At 64.0% G+C, this 20,581-nt stretch carries 20 protein-coding genes; 9 read left to right on the forward strand and 11 right to left on the reverse strand.

Going from position 1 to position 20,581, the window contains the following annotated elements; all coding sequences use genetic code 11:
- Positions 1-150: 150 nt before the first annotated feature.
- The 5 genes from ACZ1JX_RS09955 to ccmA form a co-directional block, all read right to left on the reverse strand.
- Positions 151-870: a Gldg family protein gene (locus ACZ1JX_RS09955; RefSeq protein WP_465123397.1), complete on the reverse strand. Its 720-nt coding sequence runs from the start codon at positions 868-870 to the stop codon at positions 151-153.
- A 6-nt stretch (positions 871-876) separates the two neighbouring features.
- Positions 877-1,251, reverse strand: a complete 375-nt coding sequence (locus tag ACZ1JX_RS09960; protein ID WP_465123398.1) for a hypothetical protein — start codon at positions 1,249-1,251, stop codon at positions 877-879.
- Positions 1,252-1,265: 14 nt separating this feature from the next.
- Positions 1,266-2,264 carry a cysteine synthase A gene (locus ACZ1JX_RS09965; protein ID WP_465123399.1) on the reverse strand — a complete coding sequence of 333 codons (999 nt, stop codon included), beginning with the start codon at positions 2,262-2,264 and terminating at the stop codon, positions 1,266-1,268.
- Between the two features lie 64 nt (positions 2,265-2,328).
- Entirely contained in the window at positions 2,329-2,991 is a 663-nt protein-coding gene (gene ccmB / locus ACZ1JX_RS09970) for a heme exporter protein CcmB (RefSeq protein ID WP_144906678.1), read from the reverse strand.
- Positions 2,988-3,563: a heme ABC exporter ATP-binding protein CcmA gene (gene ccmA / locus ACZ1JX_RS09975; protein WP_465123400.1), complete on the reverse strand. Its 576-nt coding sequence runs from the start codon at positions 3,561-3,563 to the stop codon at positions 2,988-2,990. Before ccmA ends, ccmB begins: the two co-directional genes overlap by 4 nt.
- A gap of 57 nt (positions 3,564-3,620) precedes the next feature.
- Here ccmA and ACZ1JX_RS09980 point away from each other — a divergent pair, with 57 nt between their 5' ends.
- Entirely contained in the window at positions 3,621-3,911 is a 291-nt protein-coding gene (locus tag ACZ1JX_RS09980) for a 4a-hydroxytetrahydrobiopterin dehydratase (protein WP_465123401.1), read from the forward strand.
- Positions 3,912-4,006: 95 nt separating this feature from the next.
- Here the strand turns inward: ACZ1JX_RS09980 and ACZ1JX_RS09985 are convergent, their stop codons facing one another.
- Together ACZ1JX_RS09985 and ACZ1JX_RS09990 are read right to left on the reverse strand one after the other, a co-directional pair.
- Positions 4,007-4,810, reverse strand: coding sequence for an SDR family oxidoreductase (locus tag ACZ1JX_RS09985; protein WP_465123402.1), 804 nt, complete (start codon positions 4,808-4,810; stop codon positions 4,007-4,009).
- Positions 4,811-4,848: 38 nt separating this feature from the next.
- Positions 4,849-5,466: a DNA-3-methyladenine glycosylase family protein gene (locus tag ACZ1JX_RS09990; protein WP_465123403.1), complete on the reverse strand. Its 618-nt coding sequence runs from the start codon at positions 5,464-5,466 to the stop codon at positions 4,849-4,851.
- A 137-nt stretch (positions 5,467-5,603) separates the two neighbouring features.
- On the opposite strand from ACZ1JX_RS09990, the gene ACZ1JX_RS09995 reads away from it, so the two are divergent.
- Both ACZ1JX_RS09995 and ACZ1JX_RS10000 read left to right on the forward strand, forming a co-directional pair.
- The gene (locus ACZ1JX_RS09995; protein WP_465123404.1) at positions 5,604-5,921 is read left to right on the forward strand and encodes a 2Fe-2S iron-sulfur cluster-binding protein; all 318 of its coding nucleotides are present in this window, start codon (positions 5,604-5,606) and stop codon (positions 5,919-5,921) included.
- 654 nt (positions 5,922-6,575) lie between these two features.
- Positions 6,576-9,563 carry a TonB-dependent receptor domain-containing protein gene (locus ACZ1JX_RS10000; protein ID WP_465126394.1) on the forward strand — a complete coding sequence of 996 codons (2,988 nt, stop codon included), beginning with the start codon at positions 6,576-6,578 and terminating at the stop codon, positions 9,561-9,563.
- Between the two features lie 227 nt (positions 9,564-9,790).
- On the opposite strand, the gene argC is transcribed toward ACZ1JX_RS10000, so the two are convergent.
- The 3 genes from argC to ACZ1JX_RS10015 are packed head-to-tail and all read right to left on the reverse strand — an operon-like array spanning position 9,791 to position 12,524.
- Positions 9,791-10,720: an N-acetyl-gamma-glutamyl-phosphate reductase gene (gene argC / locus ACZ1JX_RS10005; protein ID WP_465123405.1), complete on the reverse strand. Its 930-nt coding sequence runs from the start codon at positions 10,718-10,720 to the stop codon at positions 9,791-9,793.
- Positions 10,717-11,145 carry an SH3 domain-containing protein gene (locus tag ACZ1JX_RS10010; RefSeq protein ID WP_465123406.1) on the reverse strand — a complete coding sequence of 143 codons (429 nt, stop codon included), beginning with the start codon at positions 11,143-11,145 and terminating at the stop codon, positions 10,717-10,719. The genes argC and ACZ1JX_RS10010 overlap by 4 nt, the downstream gene beginning before the upstream one ends.
- Positions 11,142-12,524: a leucyl aminopeptidase family protein gene (locus ACZ1JX_RS10015; protein ID WP_465123407.1), complete on the reverse strand. Its 1,383-nt coding sequence runs from the start codon at positions 12,522-12,524 to the stop codon at positions 11,142-11,144. The genes ACZ1JX_RS10010 and ACZ1JX_RS10015 overlap by 4 nt, the downstream gene beginning before the upstream one ends.
- Before the next feature lie 128 nt (positions 12,525-12,652).
- Between ACZ1JX_RS10015 and map the strand changes: the two genes are divergently transcribed.
- From map to ACZ1JX_RS10035, 4 genes are all read left to right on the forward strand, one after another.
- Positions 12,653-13,483 carry a type I methionyl aminopeptidase gene (gene map / locus ACZ1JX_RS10020; RefSeq protein ID WP_465126395.1) on the forward strand — a complete coding sequence of 277 codons (831 nt, stop codon included), beginning with the start codon at positions 12,653-12,655 and terminating at the stop codon, positions 13,481-13,483.
- A 266-nt stretch (positions 13,484-13,749) separates the two neighbouring features.
- The gene (locus ACZ1JX_RS10025) at positions 13,750-14,088 is read left to right on the forward strand and encodes a P-II family nitrogen regulator (RefSeq protein ID WP_465123408.1); all 339 of its coding nucleotides are present in this window, start codon (positions 13,750-13,752) and stop codon (positions 14,086-14,088) included.
- Positions 14,089-14,250: 162 nt separating this feature from the next.
- Complete coding sequence (gene glnA, locus ACZ1JX_RS10030; RefSeq protein WP_465123409.1) at positions 14,251-15,660, forward strand: type I glutamate--ammonia ligase; 1,410 nt, start codon at positions 14,251-14,253, stop codon at positions 15,658-15,660.
- Positions 15,661-15,865: 205 nt separating this feature from the next.
- The gene (locus ACZ1JX_RS10035) at positions 15,866-16,360 is read left to right on the forward strand and encodes a CHAP domain-containing protein (RefSeq protein ID WP_465123410.1); all 495 of its coding nucleotides are present in this window, start codon (positions 15,866-15,868) and stop codon (positions 16,358-16,360) included.
- Between the two features lie 25 nt (positions 16,361-16,385).
- Here ACZ1JX_RS10035 and ACZ1JX_RS10040 read toward each other — a convergent pair whose 3' ends face one another.
- Positions 16,386-18,647 carry a putative bifunctional diguanylate cyclase/phosphodiesterase gene (locus tag ACZ1JX_RS10040; RefSeq protein WP_465123411.1) on the reverse strand — a complete coding sequence of 754 codons (2,262 nt, stop codon included), beginning with the start codon at positions 18,645-18,647 and terminating at the stop codon, positions 16,386-16,388.
- Between the two features lie 154 nt (positions 18,648-18,801).
- Between ACZ1JX_RS10040 and ACZ1JX_RS10045 the strand changes: the two genes are divergently transcribed.
- Both ACZ1JX_RS10045 and ACZ1JX_RS10050 read left to right on the forward strand, forming a co-directional pair.
- Complete coding sequence (locus ACZ1JX_RS10045; protein ID WP_465123412.1) at positions 18,802-18,948, forward strand: lmo0937 family membrane protein; 147 nt, start codon at positions 18,802-18,804, stop codon at positions 18,946-18,948.
- 141 nt (positions 18,949-19,089) lie between these two features.
- Positions 19,090-20,514 carry an aldehyde dehydrogenase family protein gene (locus tag ACZ1JX_RS10050; protein WP_465123413.1) on the forward strand — a complete coding sequence of 475 codons (1,425 nt, stop codon included), beginning with the start codon at positions 19,090-19,092 and terminating at the stop codon, positions 20,512-20,514.
- The last annotated feature ends 67 nt before the right edge of the window (positions 20,515-20,581 follow it).

Below are 20,581 nucleotides of genomic sequence, written 5' to 3' on the forward strand. Positions count from 1 at the left end.
CCGTAGCATTTTTTCTGCTCGTTACCGCGGCGATAACCATGATGTGCCTCAATTTGTGGCAGCTGAATCGTCCGGAATCCGGCACATGTCCAGCGCAAGGATGGGCCCGGCCCGGCTCTGGCCCGTGTTTTCCCGCACCGGAACGGCGGTTCAGTCCGAAAATGCGTCGCCGAGTAGATAGGAAAGCGCGGTTTCGCGCGATTGCGGGCTATCGGATGTTTCGAGCACTGCGGCATCCGCGACCAGCACGGCCCGCCCTTTCCCGATCTTGCACCGGGCAATCAGACCATCCGGCGTGATCGCACAGCGGGAGTCTTTCCCGCCATCTTTCGACCGGAAGGCGCCGGCAAGGTTCACAGGAACGTGTTCGCCCCCAATTTCCCGCAAGCCTTCCCGCTGGCGGTCATCGAACTGCAACTCCAGCCCCCACCGCCCGAGGATCGGCGAAACCAGAGCGACATCCTGCGGCCTGCGACGGTCGCCAAGGGCAAAGGCGCTCTCCTGCGTCAGCATCGGATCGGCGAATATCAGCACCTTCCCGCCCTGCCGGACCCACGTGTCGAGGGCGACGTTCTCCTCAGGCATCAGCGGTCGGGGCTGCGCAATTACCAGCGCGTCGAGGCGGGATATCTGCAGCAGCGTATCGAGCGGGACCAGATGCCCATGCTGCTCCAGCATGCCTTTGGCCCAGTGCGCCTGCTGCGGTCCATCGACCAGCTCTTTGAGATCGCCCGCCTCGCTCCAGATGATCGGCAGGCTGGTGAACAGGCCAAGCGACCGCTCGTCCGGCTTGCTACGCCCCGCCAACACCCAGACAGCAGCAGCGGCCACGATGGCAATCGCCAGAAGGACAAGAAGGCGGCGACGCATCGCCGGTCAGTTCTTCGGCGCGTTTACCGCAGGGGAAGGCGAAGCTGATGGCTTTTCCTTGGCACTCACCGGTAGTTGCGGAGCCACGCCCATATCAGCCAGAGGGTCCTTGGCCGAAGTCTCGCTCGCCTGCACGGCGGGCGCAGCGGTGTTTACCGCGCTCGCGTCAATGTACTTCGCCCGGTCCATGATCACGTTGGCAAGGCTGACCAGCAGAAGCATCCCTGCCAGCCCGAACAGCCCGACCTGCAACCGGTGCACTGCCTGCGCGCGCAACTCCCGCGTCGTCGGCGGCACATGGGCCAGCGCGCTCGCCGCCGCCACTTCCGCCTCGGTCGGAGGGGGAGCCGGTCGTGCAGCGGGGAAGCCGAACATTGCCATGGCGTCAGTCTAGCCTATTGCTCCAGCCAAGGGAACACCGGCAGTCCCTTGGCCTTGAGCCACTCGGGATTGTAGAGCGAGGACAGGTAGCGGAAGCCCGTATCGCACAGGATCGTCGCCACGCGGCTGCCTTTGCCCAGCTGCTTTGCCAGCGCCACCGCGCCCGCCACGTTGATCCCGCTCGAAAGGCCAAGGCACAGGCCTTCGTCAGCCAGCAGTCGTTCGACCCAGTACAGTCCTTCCTCGTCCGAGATGCGGAACTGCGTGTCGATCGGCGCGCCTTCGAGGTTGGCGGTGATCCGCCCCTGCCCGATGCCTTCTGCAACCGAAGACCCTTCGGCCTTCAACTCGCCATTGGCGTAATAGCTATAGAGCGCCGCGCCGTGCGGGTCGGTGAGCGCGATAGTCACCTTCTCGTCAAACGCCTTCAGACCAAGGCCCACGCCCGCAATCGTCCCGCCCGTACCTGCAGCGCACGTGAAGCCGTCGATGCGGTGCTCCATCTGCTCCCAGATTTCGGGCGCGGTGCTGTCGATGTGGGCGCGGCGGTTGGCGATGTTGTCGAACTGGTTGGCCCAGATCGCACCTTCCGTCTCCTCGGCAATGCGGCGCGAGGTGTGGACGAAGTGCCCCGGGTTCGAGAACGGCGCAGCAGGCACCAGCACAAGCTCGGCCCGCAGCGCGCGAAGCGTGTCCATCTTCTCGCGCGATTGCGTCTCGGGCATCACGATGACCGACTTGTAGCCGCGTGCATTGGCCACCAGCGCAAGACCGATCCCGGTATTGCCCGCGGTGCCTTCCACGATGGTCCCGCCGGGCTTCAACACCCCGCGCTCCTCGGCATCGCGCACGATCCACAGCGCTGCCCGGTCTTTCACCGAAGCGCCGGGATTGGCGAACTCGCACTTGCCGTAGATCTCGGCCCCTGCCGCTTCGCTCGGCCCTTTCAGCAGGACGAGCGGCGTGTTGCCGATGAGCGAAATGGTATCGGGTGCAATCGCTGGAGACATCATGCGCCCCGAGTTAGGGGCACTTCGCGCAAATGCCAACGAATTTGCGCTTGGGGTCCGCCAAGCCCTACTCGCGGCCGGCGCGGATCGCCCCGCCCCCTGCAAACGGCGCAACGGCAATAGCCACCAAACTGCAAGCCCCCAGCAGCATCAGTCCGCCCTCGCCACCCGGCTGCAATGACCCTGCGCCAAAGATCAGGAGCGGCACCGCCAACGGAATCGCCAGCAATCCGCCCAGCGCAGCCCCCGCCCGCAAGCCCGCGGTCAGCGCCGCAATCGTCACGCCAATCGCCGCCAGCCCCGGCGTGCCGAGCAGCAACCCGACCTCGACCGTCCACAGTTGTTGCGCATCGAGCGAAAGCAACCCCGCCGAAATCGGCGCAGCCAGCATCAGCGGCACGCCAAAACTCAGCCAGTGGGCCACAATGCGCACCAGAATCAGCGCCTCTTCCGATATCCCGCGCAAGGCCCACTGGTCGAACATGCCGGCTTCCACGTCCGGCTCGACCAGACGGTCCAGCGGCAGGATCGCCGCCAGCAGCGCCGCCACCCAGATCACCCCCGCCCCGGTCCGCGCCAGCAACCGCGCATCCGGCCCCACTGCGAAGGGAAACAGCATCGCCACTGCAAGGAAGAACAACAGCGGCAGCACAGCCCCGCCCCGCCCTTGCGCGCCGCGCGTCAGCAGCACCAGATCGCGCACGAAGATCGGCCAGAGCTTGCGGATCACGGCTGATAGTCCAGCAGCTCGACCACTTTCACTGCATCGAGCGAGAGCGGCTGATGCGAAGCGATGATCACGGCACCGCCTGCGCCACAATGCGCCTTGATCGCGGCCTGCGCGATGCACGACCAATGCGTGTCCAGCCCGTTCAGCGGCTCGTCCAGCAACCACAGTGGCGCCCCGCTCGCGGCAACGCGAGCCAGCGCCGCACGCTTGCGCTGACCGGTGGAAAGATAGCGCACCGGCACGTCGAGCAGGTCAGCCAGCCCGAAGTCGGCTTCCACCTGCGCCGCACGGTCAATCCGCTGCCAGAACGCCAGAGCGCGCTCGAGTGGTTCGTGCCCATCAAGAGCCAGCCGCTCATCGGAAAGCGCCAGACCGCCCGTGCGCTCCACCGTCCCGGCAAAGGGCCGCAGCAGCCCTGCCAGGATACGGATCAGGCTCGATTTGCCGATGCCATTAGGCCCGGCCAGATGCACCACTTCGCCCTCGGAAAGGGCAAACGACAGCCCCCGGAACAAAATCCGGTCCCCGCGCCTGCAGGCAATATCCGTGGCGACGAGACCGCACTCTTGCATGGAAACACGCGATAGGGGAAACGGCGGCAACTGCCAAGGATGCCAGAAGGACCAATCATGACCGTAGCCCGCCTGACCGACGCCGAACGCGATTCGCTGCTGGCCGAACTCCCCGAATGGCAATTGCGCAGCGACGGCCTCGCCATCACCCGCACCTTCCGCTTTGGCGATTTCTCCGAGGCCTGGGCCTTCATGAACCGCGTCGCCCTCTACGCCGAAAAGGCCGACCACCACCCCGAATGGTTCAACGTCTACAACCGGGTGGAAGTAACGCTGACCACGCATGATGCCGATGGGCTGTCAGCAAGGGATGCAGCGATGGCGCGGGCGATGGAAACCTATCTCTGATGCGGCAATTTTCGCCTGAGCGACATCTGTGACCCAGCGTCGCCCCGGACCTGATCCGGGGCCCCGCTTTTCTCGGGCGGCACAAACAAAGCTCTCTACTTCCCCAAAGGCCGCTCCGCAGACCGCATCTGCTTGCGCAAGGCCCCCGGCATCCAGCGTGAGGCGAATGCCAGCCGCCGCGCGGTCTTGCCGACGAGCGTATGCACCTTGTCGCCCTGCACCGCCGCCCAGGCGGCCTCGGCCACCTCGCTTACCGGCGTGATCTCCAGCCCCGCGCCGCGCACCCGCGTACGGATGTCTTCATTGCTGGCGCGGTTGGGGGCGTGGTCGAGCAGCGGCGTCTCAATGAACCCAGGCATCAGGTCGCGCACCTTGATCCCGTCATCCGCCCATTCGCCATCCAGCGATTCGGTGATCGCACGCACCCCGAACTTGGTCGCGGAATAGACCGAAGCTCCGGGCGAGCCGTAGATTCCCGCCGCGCTCGCCGTGTTGAGCAGGCACGATCCCGGCCCACTTGCCTTCAACCATGGATGCGCCGCCTGCGCGCCGAAGATCACGCCCTTGAGATTGATGTCGAGCGTGCGCTCGATCTCCTCGGAAGTCAGGTCAACAATCGCGCCGCCAATCGGAATGCCGGCATTGTTGAACACCACATCGATCCCACCGCCCGCAGCCTTCGCGCAATCGGCCAGAGCCTGATCCCACGCCGCCCGGTCGCGCACGTCCAGCTTGTGCAGCGAGCTTTGCCCCGGCGGCAGCAGCGTCGCGGTCTCGGCCATGCCGTGCTCGTTGATGTCCGCTATCCCCACGAACCAGCCGCCTTGCGCAAAGCGCTGCGCCACCGCGCGCCCGATGCCTGATGCGCCCCCGGTTATGAAGATCGTCCTGCGCGCCATGCGGCACCCCTCCTGCTCACATTATTGTCAGCAGCAGATTACAGCGCCGGATTGTTATAGCAATGCCATGTAAAGATCGCCGCCGCCCCGCGATGGGGCCGCCAGTCCTCGGCCAGTGCGCGCGTTTCCTTCTCGCTCGGTCGTTCGGCAAGGCCCAGCAGCTTGCCCAGCCCCACCTGCACCGCCAGATCGCCCGCAGGCCAGATGTCCGGGCGTCCTTCGGCGAACAGCAGGTAGATCTCCGCCGACCAGCGTCCGATGCCCTTGATCCTGACCAGCTCGGCAATCGCCTCCTCGTCATCTTTGGGCAAGGCATCGAGATCGAGTTCGCCCGATACCACCAGCTCGCACAACGACCGCGCGTAACCCTGCTTCTGGCGCGACAGCCCGCAGGCCCGCAGCGAATCGAAATCGGCGGCCAGCAAGTTATGCGGCGGCATGTCCTCGCCCAGCAGCGCCTCCAGCTTGTTCCAGACCGAAGCGGCCGCCGAGACGCTCACCTGCTGGCCGACAATGGTGCGCAGCAGCGTGCGGTAACCGGTCTCACGGATACGCGGTTCGGGATAACCCACCCGCTCGATTGCACTGGCCAGCAGCGGGTTGCGCGCCGCGATGTGGTCCAGCCCTTCGCGAATGACCTCGCCCGTCAGTCCCACCCTAGTTCTCCGCAACAGAGTTTTGGCCGGATCGGCAGTTGCCAAACCCGATAGGGCGCGATAGCAGCGCCGTCCAAAGGCGAACAGGGGGCGCGGGGACTGCGTTTGGACCCGTCGCCGCATTTGGAGAACGAACGATGCCGAAGATCGTGGTTGTCAATCGTGCGGGTGAAGAGAAGACGGTCGAGGCCGATGCCGGCCTGTCGGTAATGGAAGCGATCCGCGACAACGGATTCGACGAGCTGCTCGCGCTGTGCGGCGGCTGCTGCTCGTGCGCGACCTGCCACATCTACGTCGACCCCGCGTTCGCAGACAAGGTCTCGCCGATGAGCGAAGACGAGAACGACCTGCTCGACAGCTCGGACCACCGCAACGAAACCTCGCGCCTGTCCTGCCAGGTTCAGCTGACCAGCGCGCTTGACGGCCTGCGCGTGACGATCGCGCCGGAAGACTGATCTTGCGCGCCTTTGCGCCGACTGAAAGGGCCCGCCTCCACCCGGAGTGCGGGCCTTTTTCTTGTCCAACGCTCGGCGCGGTGCCTTTCCGCCTGATGCACCGAACGACTCCCGACCACCTGTGTCCATCGCTGGAGGCGCGCGGAACGGAGAACCGCTACGCACCCTTCGCAGGAGATCATGTCGTCCGTGCATTTTTTCCAGGAACCATTTTGTGGCTCGTGCGTGAACCTCTCCCCATGCCCCTTCCACCTCTTCAACGACGGCTCTGGACGCGCAAGATTTGAAACCGTAACAAGTTTCCTGCGCAATTAAGTTTACTCCTAACGATAGGTATGTCTAAATATCTTCCAATTTGCGACGAACCGTTTCTGAGAATATTTTATATCTATCTTTCAGTATCTTGTTACATGAACACAACACTAACTAACGTTTAATGTGGGAACTCCGGTTTCCCGTTTGAACGCGGCGATCTGCCTCGCCACACAGGCGCCTCTCTCCCCCCAGCCGCTAGCCGACCGCACTCGCGGAGGCCACGCAGCGAGGTGGAAGGGCCTGCTTCCAGTCCATGGAAACAGACGTTCAGGACAAGAGGACTGCCACGTGAACATCAAGTATCTCTCCGCGCTCCGTACGGGCGCAACACCGCTGGCGATGGGCTTCGCGCTGATCTCCACCGCGGCTTTCGCGCAGGACGCGTTTACAACTGCCGCGCCGCAAAGCGTCGATTGCAGCACGACCCCCGACGATCCCAGCTGCGGCGATGCCCAGACCATCGTCGTCACCGGCTCGATCCTGCGCCGCACCGATACCGAGACCGTCTCGCCGGTCACCACGGTGACGCAGGAGAACCTCGATCAACGCGGCATCTCGACCGTGCAGGAAGGCCTGCAGACGCTGGCCGCCAACAACGGCCCGGCGCTGACCAACTCGTTCACCGCCAATGGCGCCTTCGCAGCCGGTGCCTCGGCCATCTCGCTGCGCGGCCTTTCGACCAACTCGACGCTGGTCCTGTTCGACGGCATGCGCGCCGCCTACTACCCGCTGGCCGATGACGGCTCGCGCAACTTCGTCGACCTCAACACCATCCCCGACGACATCGTCGACCGCGTGCAGGTGCTGCGTGACGGCGCTTCGGCAGCCTACGGCGCCGACGCGATCGCGGGCGTGGTCAACATCATCACCAAGCGCGAATTCAAAGGCGTGCGCGCACGGGGCGAAGCCGGCGTATCCGAGCGGGGCGATGCGCCGCAGTATCGCCTCTCGCTGACCGCCGGCAAGGGCGACATCGAGGAAGACGGCTACAACGCCTATATCTCGGGCTTCTACTATCGCAGCAAGAAGCTGATGAACCGCGACCGCGGCTATCCGTTCAACACCGACAACCAGACCGGCGTGTGCTCGCCCGATGGCGATTGCGGCAGCGATGATCGCCTCAACTCGCCGACGGCCACCAGCTACACCGGCTTCACCGGCCCGCTGATCGTTCGTCCCTATGACGCCACGAACACCACAGCGCTCGGCCGCTTCCAGCTCCTGAACAACGTTGGCTGCGACAGCGCCTACACGCTCACGCCGGCGCAGCTTGCTGCCAGCGCTGCCGCGCCGTTGCAGACCTGCACCGTCGATCTTACGCGCAAGTACGGCGTGATCCAGCCTGACATCGAACGCTGGGGCGTCTCGGCTCGTGTCACGGCCATGCTGAACGACAGCATCGAGGCCTACGCCGAGTTCAACTTCCTGCAGAGCAAGTCCTCGTACACCGGCCTGCCGGAACAGATCGCGCGCAATTCCAACGCTGGCATCCTGTTCCCCGGCTTCTCGACCTCGAACAACTCGGCCACCCGTGCGCCCGGATCGTTCGCACTGACCCTGCCGGTCTATGTCTGCGCAAACGGCGTTGGCGATGCCAGCGGGCTCAACACCGGTTGCAACGCCACCAATGGCACGCTGAACCCGAACAACCCGTTTGCCGCTGCCGGCCAGCTGGCCCGCATCCAGGGTCGCCTGTTCGACCGCCCGACCTTCAACGAAACCCGCAATCGCGCATATCGTGGTGCAATCGGCATCAAGGGCGACCTGACCGACACCATCAACTTCGACTTCGGCGCGACGGCGATGCATGACGACCTGCGTCGCCGTCAGGAAGGCTATGTCTACATCGCCAACCTGCTGACCGCAGTCGCGCGCGGCACCTACAACTTCGTCGATCCGACCCAGAACACGCAGGCCCAGAACGACTTCCTGCGCCCGACGCAGATCCTGAACGCCACTTCCGACCAGGTCCAGTTCCAAGGCACGCTCGGCGCGGACCTGATGGAACTGCCGGGCGGCAAGCTCCAGGTCGCAGTGGGCGCAGGTGCCCGCTACGAAGCGGTCGACGCACCTTCTGGCAACCCGGACACGTTCGGCCCTACGCAGCGCTACTTCACTCTGAATGCTTTCGGCACCAAGGGTAGCCGCTGGGTCTATTCTGGCTTTGCCGAAGTCAACGCGCCGATCCTCGAACAGGTCGAAGTCAACCTCGCCGGTCGTTACGACAAGTATTCGAGCGGCCAGAACGCCTTCAGCCCCAAAGCCGGGATCAAGTTCAAGCCGATCGACCAGCTCCTGATCCGCGGCACCTGGTCCAAGGGCTTCCGCATTCCGTCATTCGGCGAGGCCAACGCCCTGCCGACCACCGGGTTCGTGACCAACACCTCGGCAGCGTTCAACGATGCCTACCTCAGCCAGTATGGCTGCACGGTCGCCACGTTCAGCGATTGCCCGACCTACATCCGCTCCGGTTCCTACGGCCAGACCACGCTGGCCTCGCCGAACCTGAAGCCGGAACGGTCGCGCAGCTTCACCGCAGGCTTCCTGTTCGAGCCGGTCCGCAACTTCAGCATCTCGGTCGACTACTACAACATCAAGAAGACCGGGGTGATTGCCCAGCCTTCGAACTCGCCCGCGCTGCTGGCCTACTATGCCGGACAGCCGATCCCGGCAGGCTACACGGTGATCCCGGATGCGGTCAGCCCCGACTTCCCGAACGCGACGCCGCGCATCGCCTTCGTCCAGTCGCAGCTGATCAATGCCAACACTCAGCGCGTGTCGGGTCTGGACTTCCAGATCGATGGCAGGGTCAACCTGACCGACAACATCCGCTTCACCAGCCATCTCGAAGCCAGCTACATCATCAAGCTGGAGTCGGACCTGACGGCAAGCGGCGGCGGGGTGGAGCGCTATGACGGCACGCTCGGCAACTTCAACCTGACCGCAGGTTCGGGCACGCCGAAGTGGCACGGCTACTGGCTGAACGGCCTGCAGTTCGACGACAACCTCGAGATCAATACCACCCTCAACTACTTCGGTGGCTACAATCTCTCGGCCGTCGACCAGGGCACCGGCTACAAGGACTGTGGTCTGAACCCCGGCTACAGCCCCTCGGGCTGCGACGTGCCGCGCTACATCACCTTCGACCTGCAGACGCGCTTCAAGGTCAACGACCGCTTCACGCTGTCGCTCACCGCGCTGAACCTGTTCGACAAGATGCCGCCGGTGGATGTCGTGACTTACGGTGCATACCTCTACAACCCGATCCAGGGCGGACAGGGCATCCTGGGCCGTTACTTCAAGGTTGGCTTCCAGGCCGACTTTTAAGTCCACGTCGCGTAGTCTCTACGAAAACTAGTCTCTACGTCACGTTTCCAGAAACTGAAGGGGCGGCATCTCGCGATGTCGCCCCTCTTTTTTGGTGCATGCGGCCCAAGCGCACGCAAAAATGCCTGCGCCTCCGCGAAGGCGGTGGCCACGGTGTTGTTACTGAACATCAGAGTAAGCCGACTGAGGTCCCCGCCTTCGCTGGGACGCAAATGCTTTGATGTCAGTTAGAGCCGCAGGCCCGCCGTCTCGTCCAGACCGGACATCAGGTTCAGCGACTGCACCGCAGCGCCGCTCGCCCCCTTGCCCAGATTGTCGAGCACGGCAACCAGTCGCGCCTGCTCACCATCGGCGCTGCCCATCACGTGCAGCGTCAACCCGTCCCACGGCTCCATCGATGCGCGCATCAGCATCTCGCCATCGGCAGGAAGATCCTGCGCCACGGTCACGACCGGCGATCCGGCATAGAACTGCGTCAGCGCCGCGCGCAGCAGATCGGCGGGCACGTTGCCCGGCATCACCCCCAGCGCCAGCGGGATCTCCACCACCATGCCGCGATGGGCATTGACCACCGCAGGGCTGAACAGCGGCGCGATGGCAACGCCGGTATAGCGCTGCATTTCCGGCACATGCTTGTGCCCGAAGGTCAGGCCATAACCGCGCCAGGCGATGTCCGTATCGTCCTCGAACCGCCCGATCAGCGCCTTGCCGCCGCCCGAGTAGCCGGACACGGCATTGCAGCTATAGGGCCACGCGGCAGGCAGCAGGCCGTTGTGCACCAGCGGCGCAAGCAAGCCGATGAAGCCGGTGGGATAGCAGCCGGGGTTGGAAACCCGCTTGGCCGCTGCCACCGTCTCGCGCCCGACGATTTCGGGGAAACCATAAGTCCAGCCATCGGCCACGCGGTGCGCGGTCGACGCGTCGATCACTTTGGTGCGATCGTTGCGGATCATCGCCACGGCATCACGCGCGGCTTCGTCCGGCAGGCACAGGATCACCACGTCGGCATCGTTGATCGCCTCGGCCCGCGCCGCGTCATCCTTGCGGCGCGCGTCATCAAGCGCGATCAGCGCAAATTCGCTGCGTCCGGCAAGCCGCTCGGCAATCTCCAGCCCGGTCGTCCCAGCGGCACCGTCGATGAAAACCGATGTGGTCACTTCACCGCTTCCAGCTTGCTCATCTCGACATAGCCGACGAGCAGATCAGACTTGGCCTGTCCCCAGGCCCAGCCACCCGCGATGTCGAGCACGTCGAACACTTCGCCTGCAGCCAAGGCGCGCAGTTCCACCGCATCGGCCTTGCCAGCCCCGCGCAGGACCGCGTCACCCTTGACTGCGTGCGGCATCGGCACGGCGTAGTGCGGCACGAAGTACTTCCCCGCGAGCCCGATGTGCGCAAGATCGCCACGCACCGGCAGGTGCGGCTTGTCCGAGCGGTCCGACGGGCGCGTCAACTGGAGCGGGCCGGTCGGCAGGTCGGTGGAAAGAGGCATGGCTTCGACAGTCAATTCAGGGTGTCCCCGCAGCAGGAAAGCCGGGCGATTAGCGGCGTCGGCGCTGTCAGGCAAGCGGTGGCGCGTCACGAATAGCGGCTCTTGAGCAGACCCCAGGCTGAGCGCAGCCCCAAGGCATCGCCGCCCTTGGGACGGCCCGGCTTGCCCACAGGGCGCCATGCGAAGGTATCGAAGTGTGCCCAATCAATGCCTTCGCCGACAAAGCGGTCAAGAAAGAGCGCGGCCACGCTGGCCCCGGCAAAGCCGTTCGCGGGCGAATTCTGCAAATCGGCCACGTCAGACTTCAGGTATTCACGGTATCCCTCGTGCAACGGAAGCTGCCAGCACGGATCGTCCCGCTCGATCCCCGCGGACAGCAGCCCCTGCGCGGTTTCCGCCCGGCGCGCGAACATCGCAGGCAGATCGGGCCCCAGCGCGACGCGCGCCGCACCAGTCAATGTGGCGAAATCGATCACCAGGTCAGGCTTGAACTCGCAAGCCCGGGTCAGCGCATCGCCCAGCACCAGCCTGCCTTCAGCATCGGTGTTGGTGATCTCCACCGAAAGCCCTGCGCGTGACCGCAGGATGTCGCCCGGTCGGAAGGCGTTACCCGAGATGGCATTTTCCACCGCAGGAACAAGCACGTGCAGCCGGATCTTCAGGCCCATGGCCATGATCAGCCCCGCAAGTCCCAGCGCGTGCGCTGCCCCGCCCATGTCCTTCTTCATCAAGGCCATGCCCGAGGACGGCTTGATGTCCAGCCCGCCCGAATCGAAGCACACCCCCTTGCCGACGATGGCTACGCGCGGTAGTTTGGGATCGCCCCACTCGATCTCGATCAGGCGCGGCGCATGGCTGCGCGCAGCAGCACGGCCGACGGCGTGGACCATCGGATAGTCGTGCTCCAGCGCATCGCCCGACACGACATGGACCTCGGCATGATGCCGCTTGGCCAGAGCCCGTGCCTCGGCCTCGAGTTGCAGCGGCCCCATGTCCTCGGCGGGCGTGTTTACCAGATCGCGCACCATCAGCACCGCCGTCGCCTCGGCCAGCGCAGGCTCGATCAGCGCGACGTCCTTTGTCAGCAGGATGCGCGGTTCGGCATCCTTGGCGTCCTTGCGATAGCGGTCGAAGCGGTATTGCCCTGTCACCCAGCCATGCAGCGCCTTGCCCGGCTCGCCGCCAGCACGCCGGTAGGTGCCGCCCGGCAGCACATCGGCCAGCTTGGCTATGCACCACGAAGACAGGTCGTTGACGTTGGCCACGCCCGCCACGGCGAACCAGCCGTCGCCATCAGGCACGATCGCATGCTCATAGCCCCCGCCTTCGAACTTCTGCGCGGCAAGCGCGGCACGCTGCCCTCCGTTGAGGCTCTTTAGAAAGTCGGGCAGCGTCGCCTTGTCGACCAGATGGAGGGCAATGGCCTGCTGGCCGCGATCGGGCTGGATCAGCGCGTTTCTGTCAGTCATCTTGCACAAGGACATGCCGCATGGCGCGGCGCGTCGCAAGGCGCCGATTTCCCAGGTGAAGCCTGCCCGGATGAAACAGCCAGCGCGGACATCTCGCAATTTGCAGGCAATGTCGCTACATGGCGCGCATGACCGAATATCTGACCGTTGAAGACCACGACGTCCAATTGCGTGACGGCACGATCAAGCTCCATGGGCCCGCAGGTTTCGAAGGCATGCGCAAGGCCGGACGCCTCGCTGCCGAGATCCTCGATGCGCTGGCCCCGCTGGTGGTGCCCGGCGTGCGGACCGATTACCTCGATGATGTCGTCCGCCAGATGACGCTCGATGGCGGCGCGGTCCCGGCAACGCTTGGCTATCGCGGCTATACCCATTCGTGCTGCATCTCGATCAACCACGTGGTCTGCCACGGCATTCCTTCGGAAAAGACCCTGAAGGACGGCGACATCGTCAACATCGACGTCACCCCGCTGCTCGATGGCTGGCACGGCGATACCAGCCGCATGTATCTCGTCGGCGACGTCCCGCTGAAGGCCAGGCGTCTGGTCGACGTGACCTACGAATGCCTGATGATCGGCATCGAACAGGCCAAGCCCGGTGCGCGTCTGGGAGACATCGGCGCTGCGATTCAGGCCCATGCCGAAAAGCAGCGCTACGGCGTCGTGCGCGAATTCTGCGGCCACGGTCTCGGCCGCCTGTTCCACGACGCTCCTGAAGTGGTCCACGCCGCCCGCGCCGGAACCGGCCCGGAACTCAAGCCCGGCATGTTCTTCACGATCGAACCGATGATCAATCTCGGCAAGCCCGGCGTGAAGATCCTCGAGGACGGCTGGACCGCAGTGACGCGCGACCGTTCGCTCTCGGCGCAGTTCGAACATTCCATCGGCATCACCGAGGACGGCTGCGAAATCTTCACCGCGAGCCCGAAAGGCCTCGACAAGCCGCCCTACGCGACCTGACTTGCCTGCCTAAAAAACAGGCAACCCTTGCGCAAAAATTGAGCATGATTTGAACAAGCCCGCGCAATCTTGCGCATGTCGTCCTTGCGCATTCGATTCAAATCTTGCCGAGCCCCTGATTTTACGGCTTTCGCGTTGCAACGTGATCGCCTAGTGCTTTGCCTCAGCGCGTGGCACGATTCTTGTAAAGTCGTAGTCACGCACGGGAAATCATTGCCGGAACGCCGCTTTGGTAGTCCGGCCCGCGTTGCAGGGGTCTGAACGACGTGAAAAAGGTCGAAGCGATCATCAAGCCCTTCAAGCTCGATGAAGTAAAGGAAGCGCTGCACGAGATCGGCGTATCGGGCATCACGGTGACCGAAGCCAAGGGTTTCGGGCGTCAGAAGGGCCATACCGAACTCTATCGCGGCGCTGAATATGTCGTGGATTTCCTGCCCAAGGTGAAGCTTGAAGTCGTTGTCGGCGATGCCCTCGTCGACCGGGTCGCCGAAGCGATCGCATCGGCTGCTCAGACCGGCCGCATCGGCGATGGGAAGATCTTCGTGATCCCCGTCGAAAGCGCACTGCGCATCCGCACCGGAGAGCGCAACGATGATGCTATCTGATCACTCGATCTGATCGGCATAAAGATACCAGTTTGAGGCTTGGCCGGACCTTGGCGTCCGGCAGGCAGCATAACGGGGGTGGCCTGTGGACGGGCAGCCTCCAGACAACCACCCCAGATACCCCCCGGCAGTCTCCACCGGGGGCATTAAGAAGGACCAGCGATGGCAACTGCAAAGGACATCCTTGCCCGTATCAAGGACGAGGAAATCGAATGGGTCGACCTGCGCTTCACTGACCCGAAGGGCAAGTGGCAGCACCTGACCATGGTCTCGACCGTTCTCGGCGAAGACGAACTGGAAGACGGCCTGATGTTCGACGGTTCGTCGATCGAAGGCTGGAAGGCCATCAACGAGTCGGACATGATCCTCAAGCCCGACCTTGACGCCGTTTACATTGATCCGTTCTCGGCCTCGCCGATGCTGGTCATCTGCTGCGACATCGTCGAGCCCTCGACCGGCGAACTCTACTCGCGCGACCCGCGCTCGACCGCAAAGCGCGCCGAAGCATTCGTCAAGGCCGGTGGCTTCGGTGACACCGTCTATGTCGGCCCGGAAGCCGAGTTCTTCCTGTTCGACGACGTCAAGTTCTATGACGGCTACGACGGCAACGGCTTCAAGATCGACGACATCGAACTGCCGACCAACTCGGCCAAGGACTACGAAGGCGGCAACCTTGCGCACCGTCCGCGCGCCAAGGGCGGCTACTTCCCGGTCGCTCCGGTCGACAGCTGCGTCGACATCCGCGGCGAAATGGTCCGCACGATGATCGAAATGGGCCTGCCCTGCGACAAGCATCACCACGAAGTGGCCTCGGCCCAGCACGAACTCGGCCTGACCTTCGGCACGCTGGTCCAGACCGCTGACCGCATGCAGGTTTACAAGTACGTCGTGCAGCAGGTTGCTCAGGCCTATGGCAAGACCGCCACGTTCATGCCGAAGCCGATCAAGACCGACAACGGTTCGGGCATGCACACCCACATCTCGATCTGGGATGGTGGCAAGCCGCTCTTCGCCGGCAACGGCTACGCTGGCCTGTCGGAAATGTGCCTGTACTTCATCGGTGGCGTGATCAAGCACGCAAAGGCGCTGAACGCCTTCACCAACCCAACCACCAACAGCTACAAGCGTCTGGTGCCGGGCTACGAAGCTCCCGTGCTGCTCGCCTATTCGGCCCGCAACCGTTCGGCCTCGTGCCGTATCCCCTATGGCGCTGGTGCCAAGGCGAAGCGCGTCGAGTTCCGCTTCCCCGACGCGATGGCCAACCCCTACCTGTGCTATGCAGCGCTGCTCATGGCTGGTCTCGACGGGATCAAGAACAAGATCCACCCGGGCGAAGCCATGGACAAGAACCTCTACGATCTGCCGCCGGCAGAACTCGCTCAGGTTCCGACCGTGTGCGGCAGCCTTCGCGAAGCGCTCGACAGCCTCGAAGCCGATCACGAATTCCTGCTCCAGGGTGGCGTGTTCACCAAGGACCAGATCGAAGCCTACATCGAACTGAAGTGGCCGGAAGTGATGCGCTGGGAAACCACGCCGTCGGCCGTCGAGTTCGACATGTACTACTCGCTCTGATCCATCCGATCAGCGATGACACGAAAGGGCGTCCGGGAAACCGGGCGCCCTTTTGGTTTGCGCCACCGCCTGCAGCGGGAAACGCACCGATTTGTGATTTTATCCACAGCGCGTCAGAAAAATTCGACGAAGCGAGGTGAACTGTGATTGCCGCAGGATGAACGGAGGCGCGCAGGACTCCTCGAATCCCCCGAAATCCTTAGTGATGCTGCACATGCTAAAGAACGCGGTCGCAGCCTTCCTCGCCCTCTTCGCCTTTGCCGCCCTGCCCTCGGCAGCGCATGCCCGGCTGCAGTGCGTGACCTATGCCCGCCAGATTTCCGACGTCCAGATCAGCGGCAATGCGCGTGACTGGTGGAGCAATGCCGAAGGCAGCTACGACCGCGGCCAGCAGCCAAAGGCCGGTGCAGTGCTCGCTTTTGCCGGCACCCGCGCAATGCCCTATGGCCACGTCGCAGTCGTCCGCAAGGTTGTCGATGCCCGCCACATCCTGATCGACCATGCCAACTGGTCGGGTCCGGGCATGGTCGAAAAGGGCGTCATGGCGATCGACGTTTCGGCCGCCGGTGACTGGAGCGAAGTCCGCGTGTGGTACGCGCCGACCCGTTCGGTCGGCCTGCGCGCCAGCCCTGCCAAGGGCTTCATCTATCCGCGCACCATGACGGCAGACGCTTCCTCGACCAAGCCTGCCAAGGGCTGATCCACAACCAGTGCCAGCCCCGGCCTCAGGCCAGGCGACGCTGCTTGCGCTCTGGCGGAACGATCAAGGCCTTCGCCTCCTCGCCAGGCATTGCCTCCCAGAACAGATGGCCCTGGATCATCTGGCACCCTGCCGCCTGAACCAGCGCCCGCTGCATCGGCGTCTCCACACCTTCGGCCACGACCTTCATCCGCAAGGTATGGCCCAGCGAGACGATCGCCCGCAGGATCGAATGCGCATCGAGATCCGCTTCGATATTCTGCACGAATGAACGGTCGATCTTGATCCGGTCGAACTGGAACGAGCGCAGATAGCTCAGCGACGAATAGCCGATCCCGAAGTCGTCGAGCGCGATGCGGAAGCCGCGATACTTCAGGCCCTTCAAGACATCGACGACGTGGTCCGAACGGTCGAGCATGACGCCTTCGGTCACTTCCAGGATGAAGCGGCTCGGGTCTGCTCTGGTTTCGCGCACCAATGCGTCGATGGTCTGCAGGAAATCGCTTGCCATGATCTGTAGCGGCGAGAGGTTGACCGAAATCTCGCAGTCGGACCAGTCGTGGCACTCGGTAAACACGCGGCGCAGCACCCAGTTACCAAGCGCCAGCATGAGCCCCGCCTGCTCGGCCACCGGCACGAACAGCCCTGGCCGGATCGAACCCCGCTCGGGATGGTGCCAGCGCAGCAGCGCTTCAAAGCCGAGCACGGCGCCGTCCGCCGCGTTGACAACCGGCTGATAGGCCAGCGTCAGCTCGTCGCGAACGATGGCGCGGCGCAGTTCCATCTCCATCTCCAGCCGCAGCTTGACCGAGGCGTCCATGTCGCGCGTGAAACGGCGATAGCGAGCGCGCCCGCGCTGCTTGGCGCGGTACAGCGCGATGTCGGCGCGGCGCAGCAGTTCGCCGGGATCCTCGCTCTGCTCCGGTCCCCAACTGATACCGCAAGAGAAGCTGACTTCGAGATTGTTGCCCGAGATCACGAACGGCTCGCGCGCGATGGCCATGAGCTGGCGCCCTAGCATATCTGCCGCCGCCCGCCCGCCGGTCGAGCGGCGCAGCAACACGAACTCGTCGCCGCCGAAGCGCGAAAGGAAATCGCCGGGCGGCAGCGACCGACGCATGCGCAGCGCCACTTGCCGGACCAGTTCATCTCCCACATGGTGGCCCAGCGTATCGTTGACCACCTTGAAGCGGTCGATGTCGACATAGGCCACGAAAACATCGCCAAGGTCAGGCTGCTGAACGCAATTCGCCAGTTCCTGCCGCAGACGCTGCATGAAGTGGGCACGGTTGGGCAGGCCCGACATTGCGTCGTGCAACGCGTTGTGCTGCGCCTGCGCTTCGCTCGCCACCAGTTCGCTGGTCGTGCGCCGCATGCGCCGCACGATGATCGCCCCGCCTGCCACCACGCCAACGAAGAACAGGATGTAGATTGCCAGCAATGGTGCAGTCTGGCGCAGGATCGCAGGCCCGGGCGGCTTGGAAATCCACGAGAACCATCCGATCCGCTGCCCCTGCGCATCGGTCACCGCGAGGGCATTGCGCGCCGGATTGCTGTCGGGCTCGGTCGAGAACTTCACCCCGTCCAGCAGCAGCGAGGATTGCAGATCGTTGATCACCCGCTCATCCACATAGCGCACCAGCACGATATAATCAGGCTCGCCGTGCATGAGCGAAGGCGTGACGTCAGGCACGACCGAGGCCACCGCGACCATCGCCGGGTGACCATCGAACGAGGTCATCGCCGAAAGCCCTCGCGACATCGGCAGGCCTTTGCTGTCGAATGGCCAGAGAACGCCGCCTTGCGGCCGCCATTCGGCCACATCCCGACCATCGTTGTCGCGTACCGACCGGCGGATCAGTCCTTTCACCGTCGCCCCGAGCTGCCCGTATCGGCAGTCCTGCGTCGTGCGCGGCCCCTGCCAGCACCGCACTGCAGTACCATCGAAACGCACGTGGTAGATCCGGTCGATGCGATGGCTGCCCCAGAAGTATCCCGCGAGGAAATTGCGGGCCCATTGCTCGGCATCGAGAGCATTGAGCTTCACCACAGCGTCATCCCAGACGACCTGCAATCTGTCGGCTTCGAGGATCTGGCGCTCGGTACGCTCGATGAAGCGCTCGACCAGCCGCTGCTCCTCGGTCCGGGCAAAGCGGTCCGCAATGCTGGTCGAATTGCTGAACGCTGCCACCAGCGCCGCCGTCAGCGCCACAAGCGCTAGGAAAGTGCCCACGACGATCCACACAGCTCCCGCCGCGCCGGAATCGTGCCGGATTCCGGCGCGCATGAAGGTGGGTCCCGTCCCCATGCTCCAAGACCTAGCAAGCGGTTCCGAATAAATGGTTATCGCTGAATAGGTTCTACGCCACAGGAACCGCGTGGCCCTCCATGGATTGATGGGCCAACGGGCGCGGGCGGGAGGAACGCATCGGAGACCCTCAATGCTTCTGACCATCGCGCTGATCCTGTTCGTCCTGTGGGCGCTCGGCGTCTTTGCCTTCAAGGTGACTGCCGGCCTTATCCACATCGTTCTCATCATCGCGATCCTGATAGGGCTGGTGCATCTGTTCCGCGGCCGACGGATCTGATCCACAGCGTCAGGTTGCGCTCCCGGTGACATGATCGGACACGGCCGGCAGGTTGCAGAATGCAACGCGGCTGCTTACCTTCCGTAGGGCAGGAGCCGGGCAGCTAAGTGTCCGGCCCACTCATTTTCGGGAGACACGGCAATGCGCGAGAGGCTTCAGCACTACATCGATGGCAAGTGGGTCGACAGCGAGGGCGGCAAGCGCCACGAAGTGATCAACCCGGCTACGGAAGAGCCCATCTGCGCAATCACGCTCGGCACGCAAGCCGATGTCGACAAGGCCGTGGCAGCTGCCCAGCGCGCCTTCAAGACCTTCAGCAAGACCACGCGCGAGGAGCGCCTTGCGCTGATGGATCGCATCGTCGCCGAGTTCAAGAAGCGCGCCCCTGATCTCGCCGTTGCGATGGCAGAGGAAATGGGTGCCCCGGTCAGCTTCGGCGGAACCGCCCAGGTCGGCGCCGGCATCGGCGGCTTCCTCGGCACCATGGCCGCGCTCAAGAACTTCAACTTCATGGAAGACAACGGCGCCTACAAGGTGGCTTACGAGCCGATCGGCGTGGTCGGCATGATCACCCCGTGGAACTGGCCACTCAACCAGATCGCCCTCAAGGTCGCCCCGGCGCTCGCCGCAGGCAACACCATGATCCTGAAGCCCTCGGAAGAGTGCCCGACCAACGCGGTGATCTTCGCCGAAATCCTCGATGCCGCAGGCGTTCCACCGGGCGTGTTCAACCTTGTCCAGGGCGATGGTCCCGGCGTCGGCACTGCGATCAGCTCGCACCCTGGCATCGACATGGTCAGCTTCACCGGCTCGACCCGTGCAGGCATCCTCGTCGCCAAGGCCGCAGCCGACACGGTAAAGCGCGTCCATCAGGAACTGGGTGGCAAGTCGCCGAACCTTGTCCTGCCCGATGCCGATTTCGCCAAGTACCTGCCCTCGACCGCCTCGGGCCCGCTGATCAACACTGGCCAGTCGTGCATCTCGCCCACCCGCATCCTCGTGCCGCGCGAGCGTGATGCAGAGGCCGCCGCATTCGTCTCGGCGATGTACTCGGCCACACCGGTCGGCGATCCGCTGCAGGAAGGCAACCACCTCGGCCCGGTCGTCAACAAGGCGCAGTTCGACAAGATCCGCGGTCTGATCCAGTCCGCCATCGACGAAGGCGCCAAGCTCGAGACCGGCGGCCCCGACCTGCCCGCCAACGTCAACCGCGGCTACTACATCAAGCCCACGGTGTTCTCGGGCGTCACGCCGGACATGCGCATCGCACAAGAGGAAATCTTCGGACCCGTAGCCACGATCATGTCATACGACAGCCTCGACCAGGCCATCGAGATCGCCAACGACACGGCCTACGGCCTCTCGGCCTGCATCACCGGCGATCCGGCCAAGGCGGCAGAAGTCGCCCCGGCCCTGCGCGCGGGCATGGTCGCGATCAACAACTGGGGCCCCACTCCCGGCGCACCGTTCGGTGGCTACAAGCAATCAGGCAATGGCCGTGAAGGCGGGCTCTATGGTCTTAAGGACTTCATGGAAATGAAGGCCATCAGCGGTCTCCCCGCCTGATCGACCTGACAACCGGAGTAGCAAGGGGTCGCTCGAAAGAGCGGCCCCTTTTTTCTGGCCTGTATGC

The sequence above is a fragment of the Novosphingobium sp. BL-A-41-Hi4A-0G genome, from assembly GCF_055521735.1.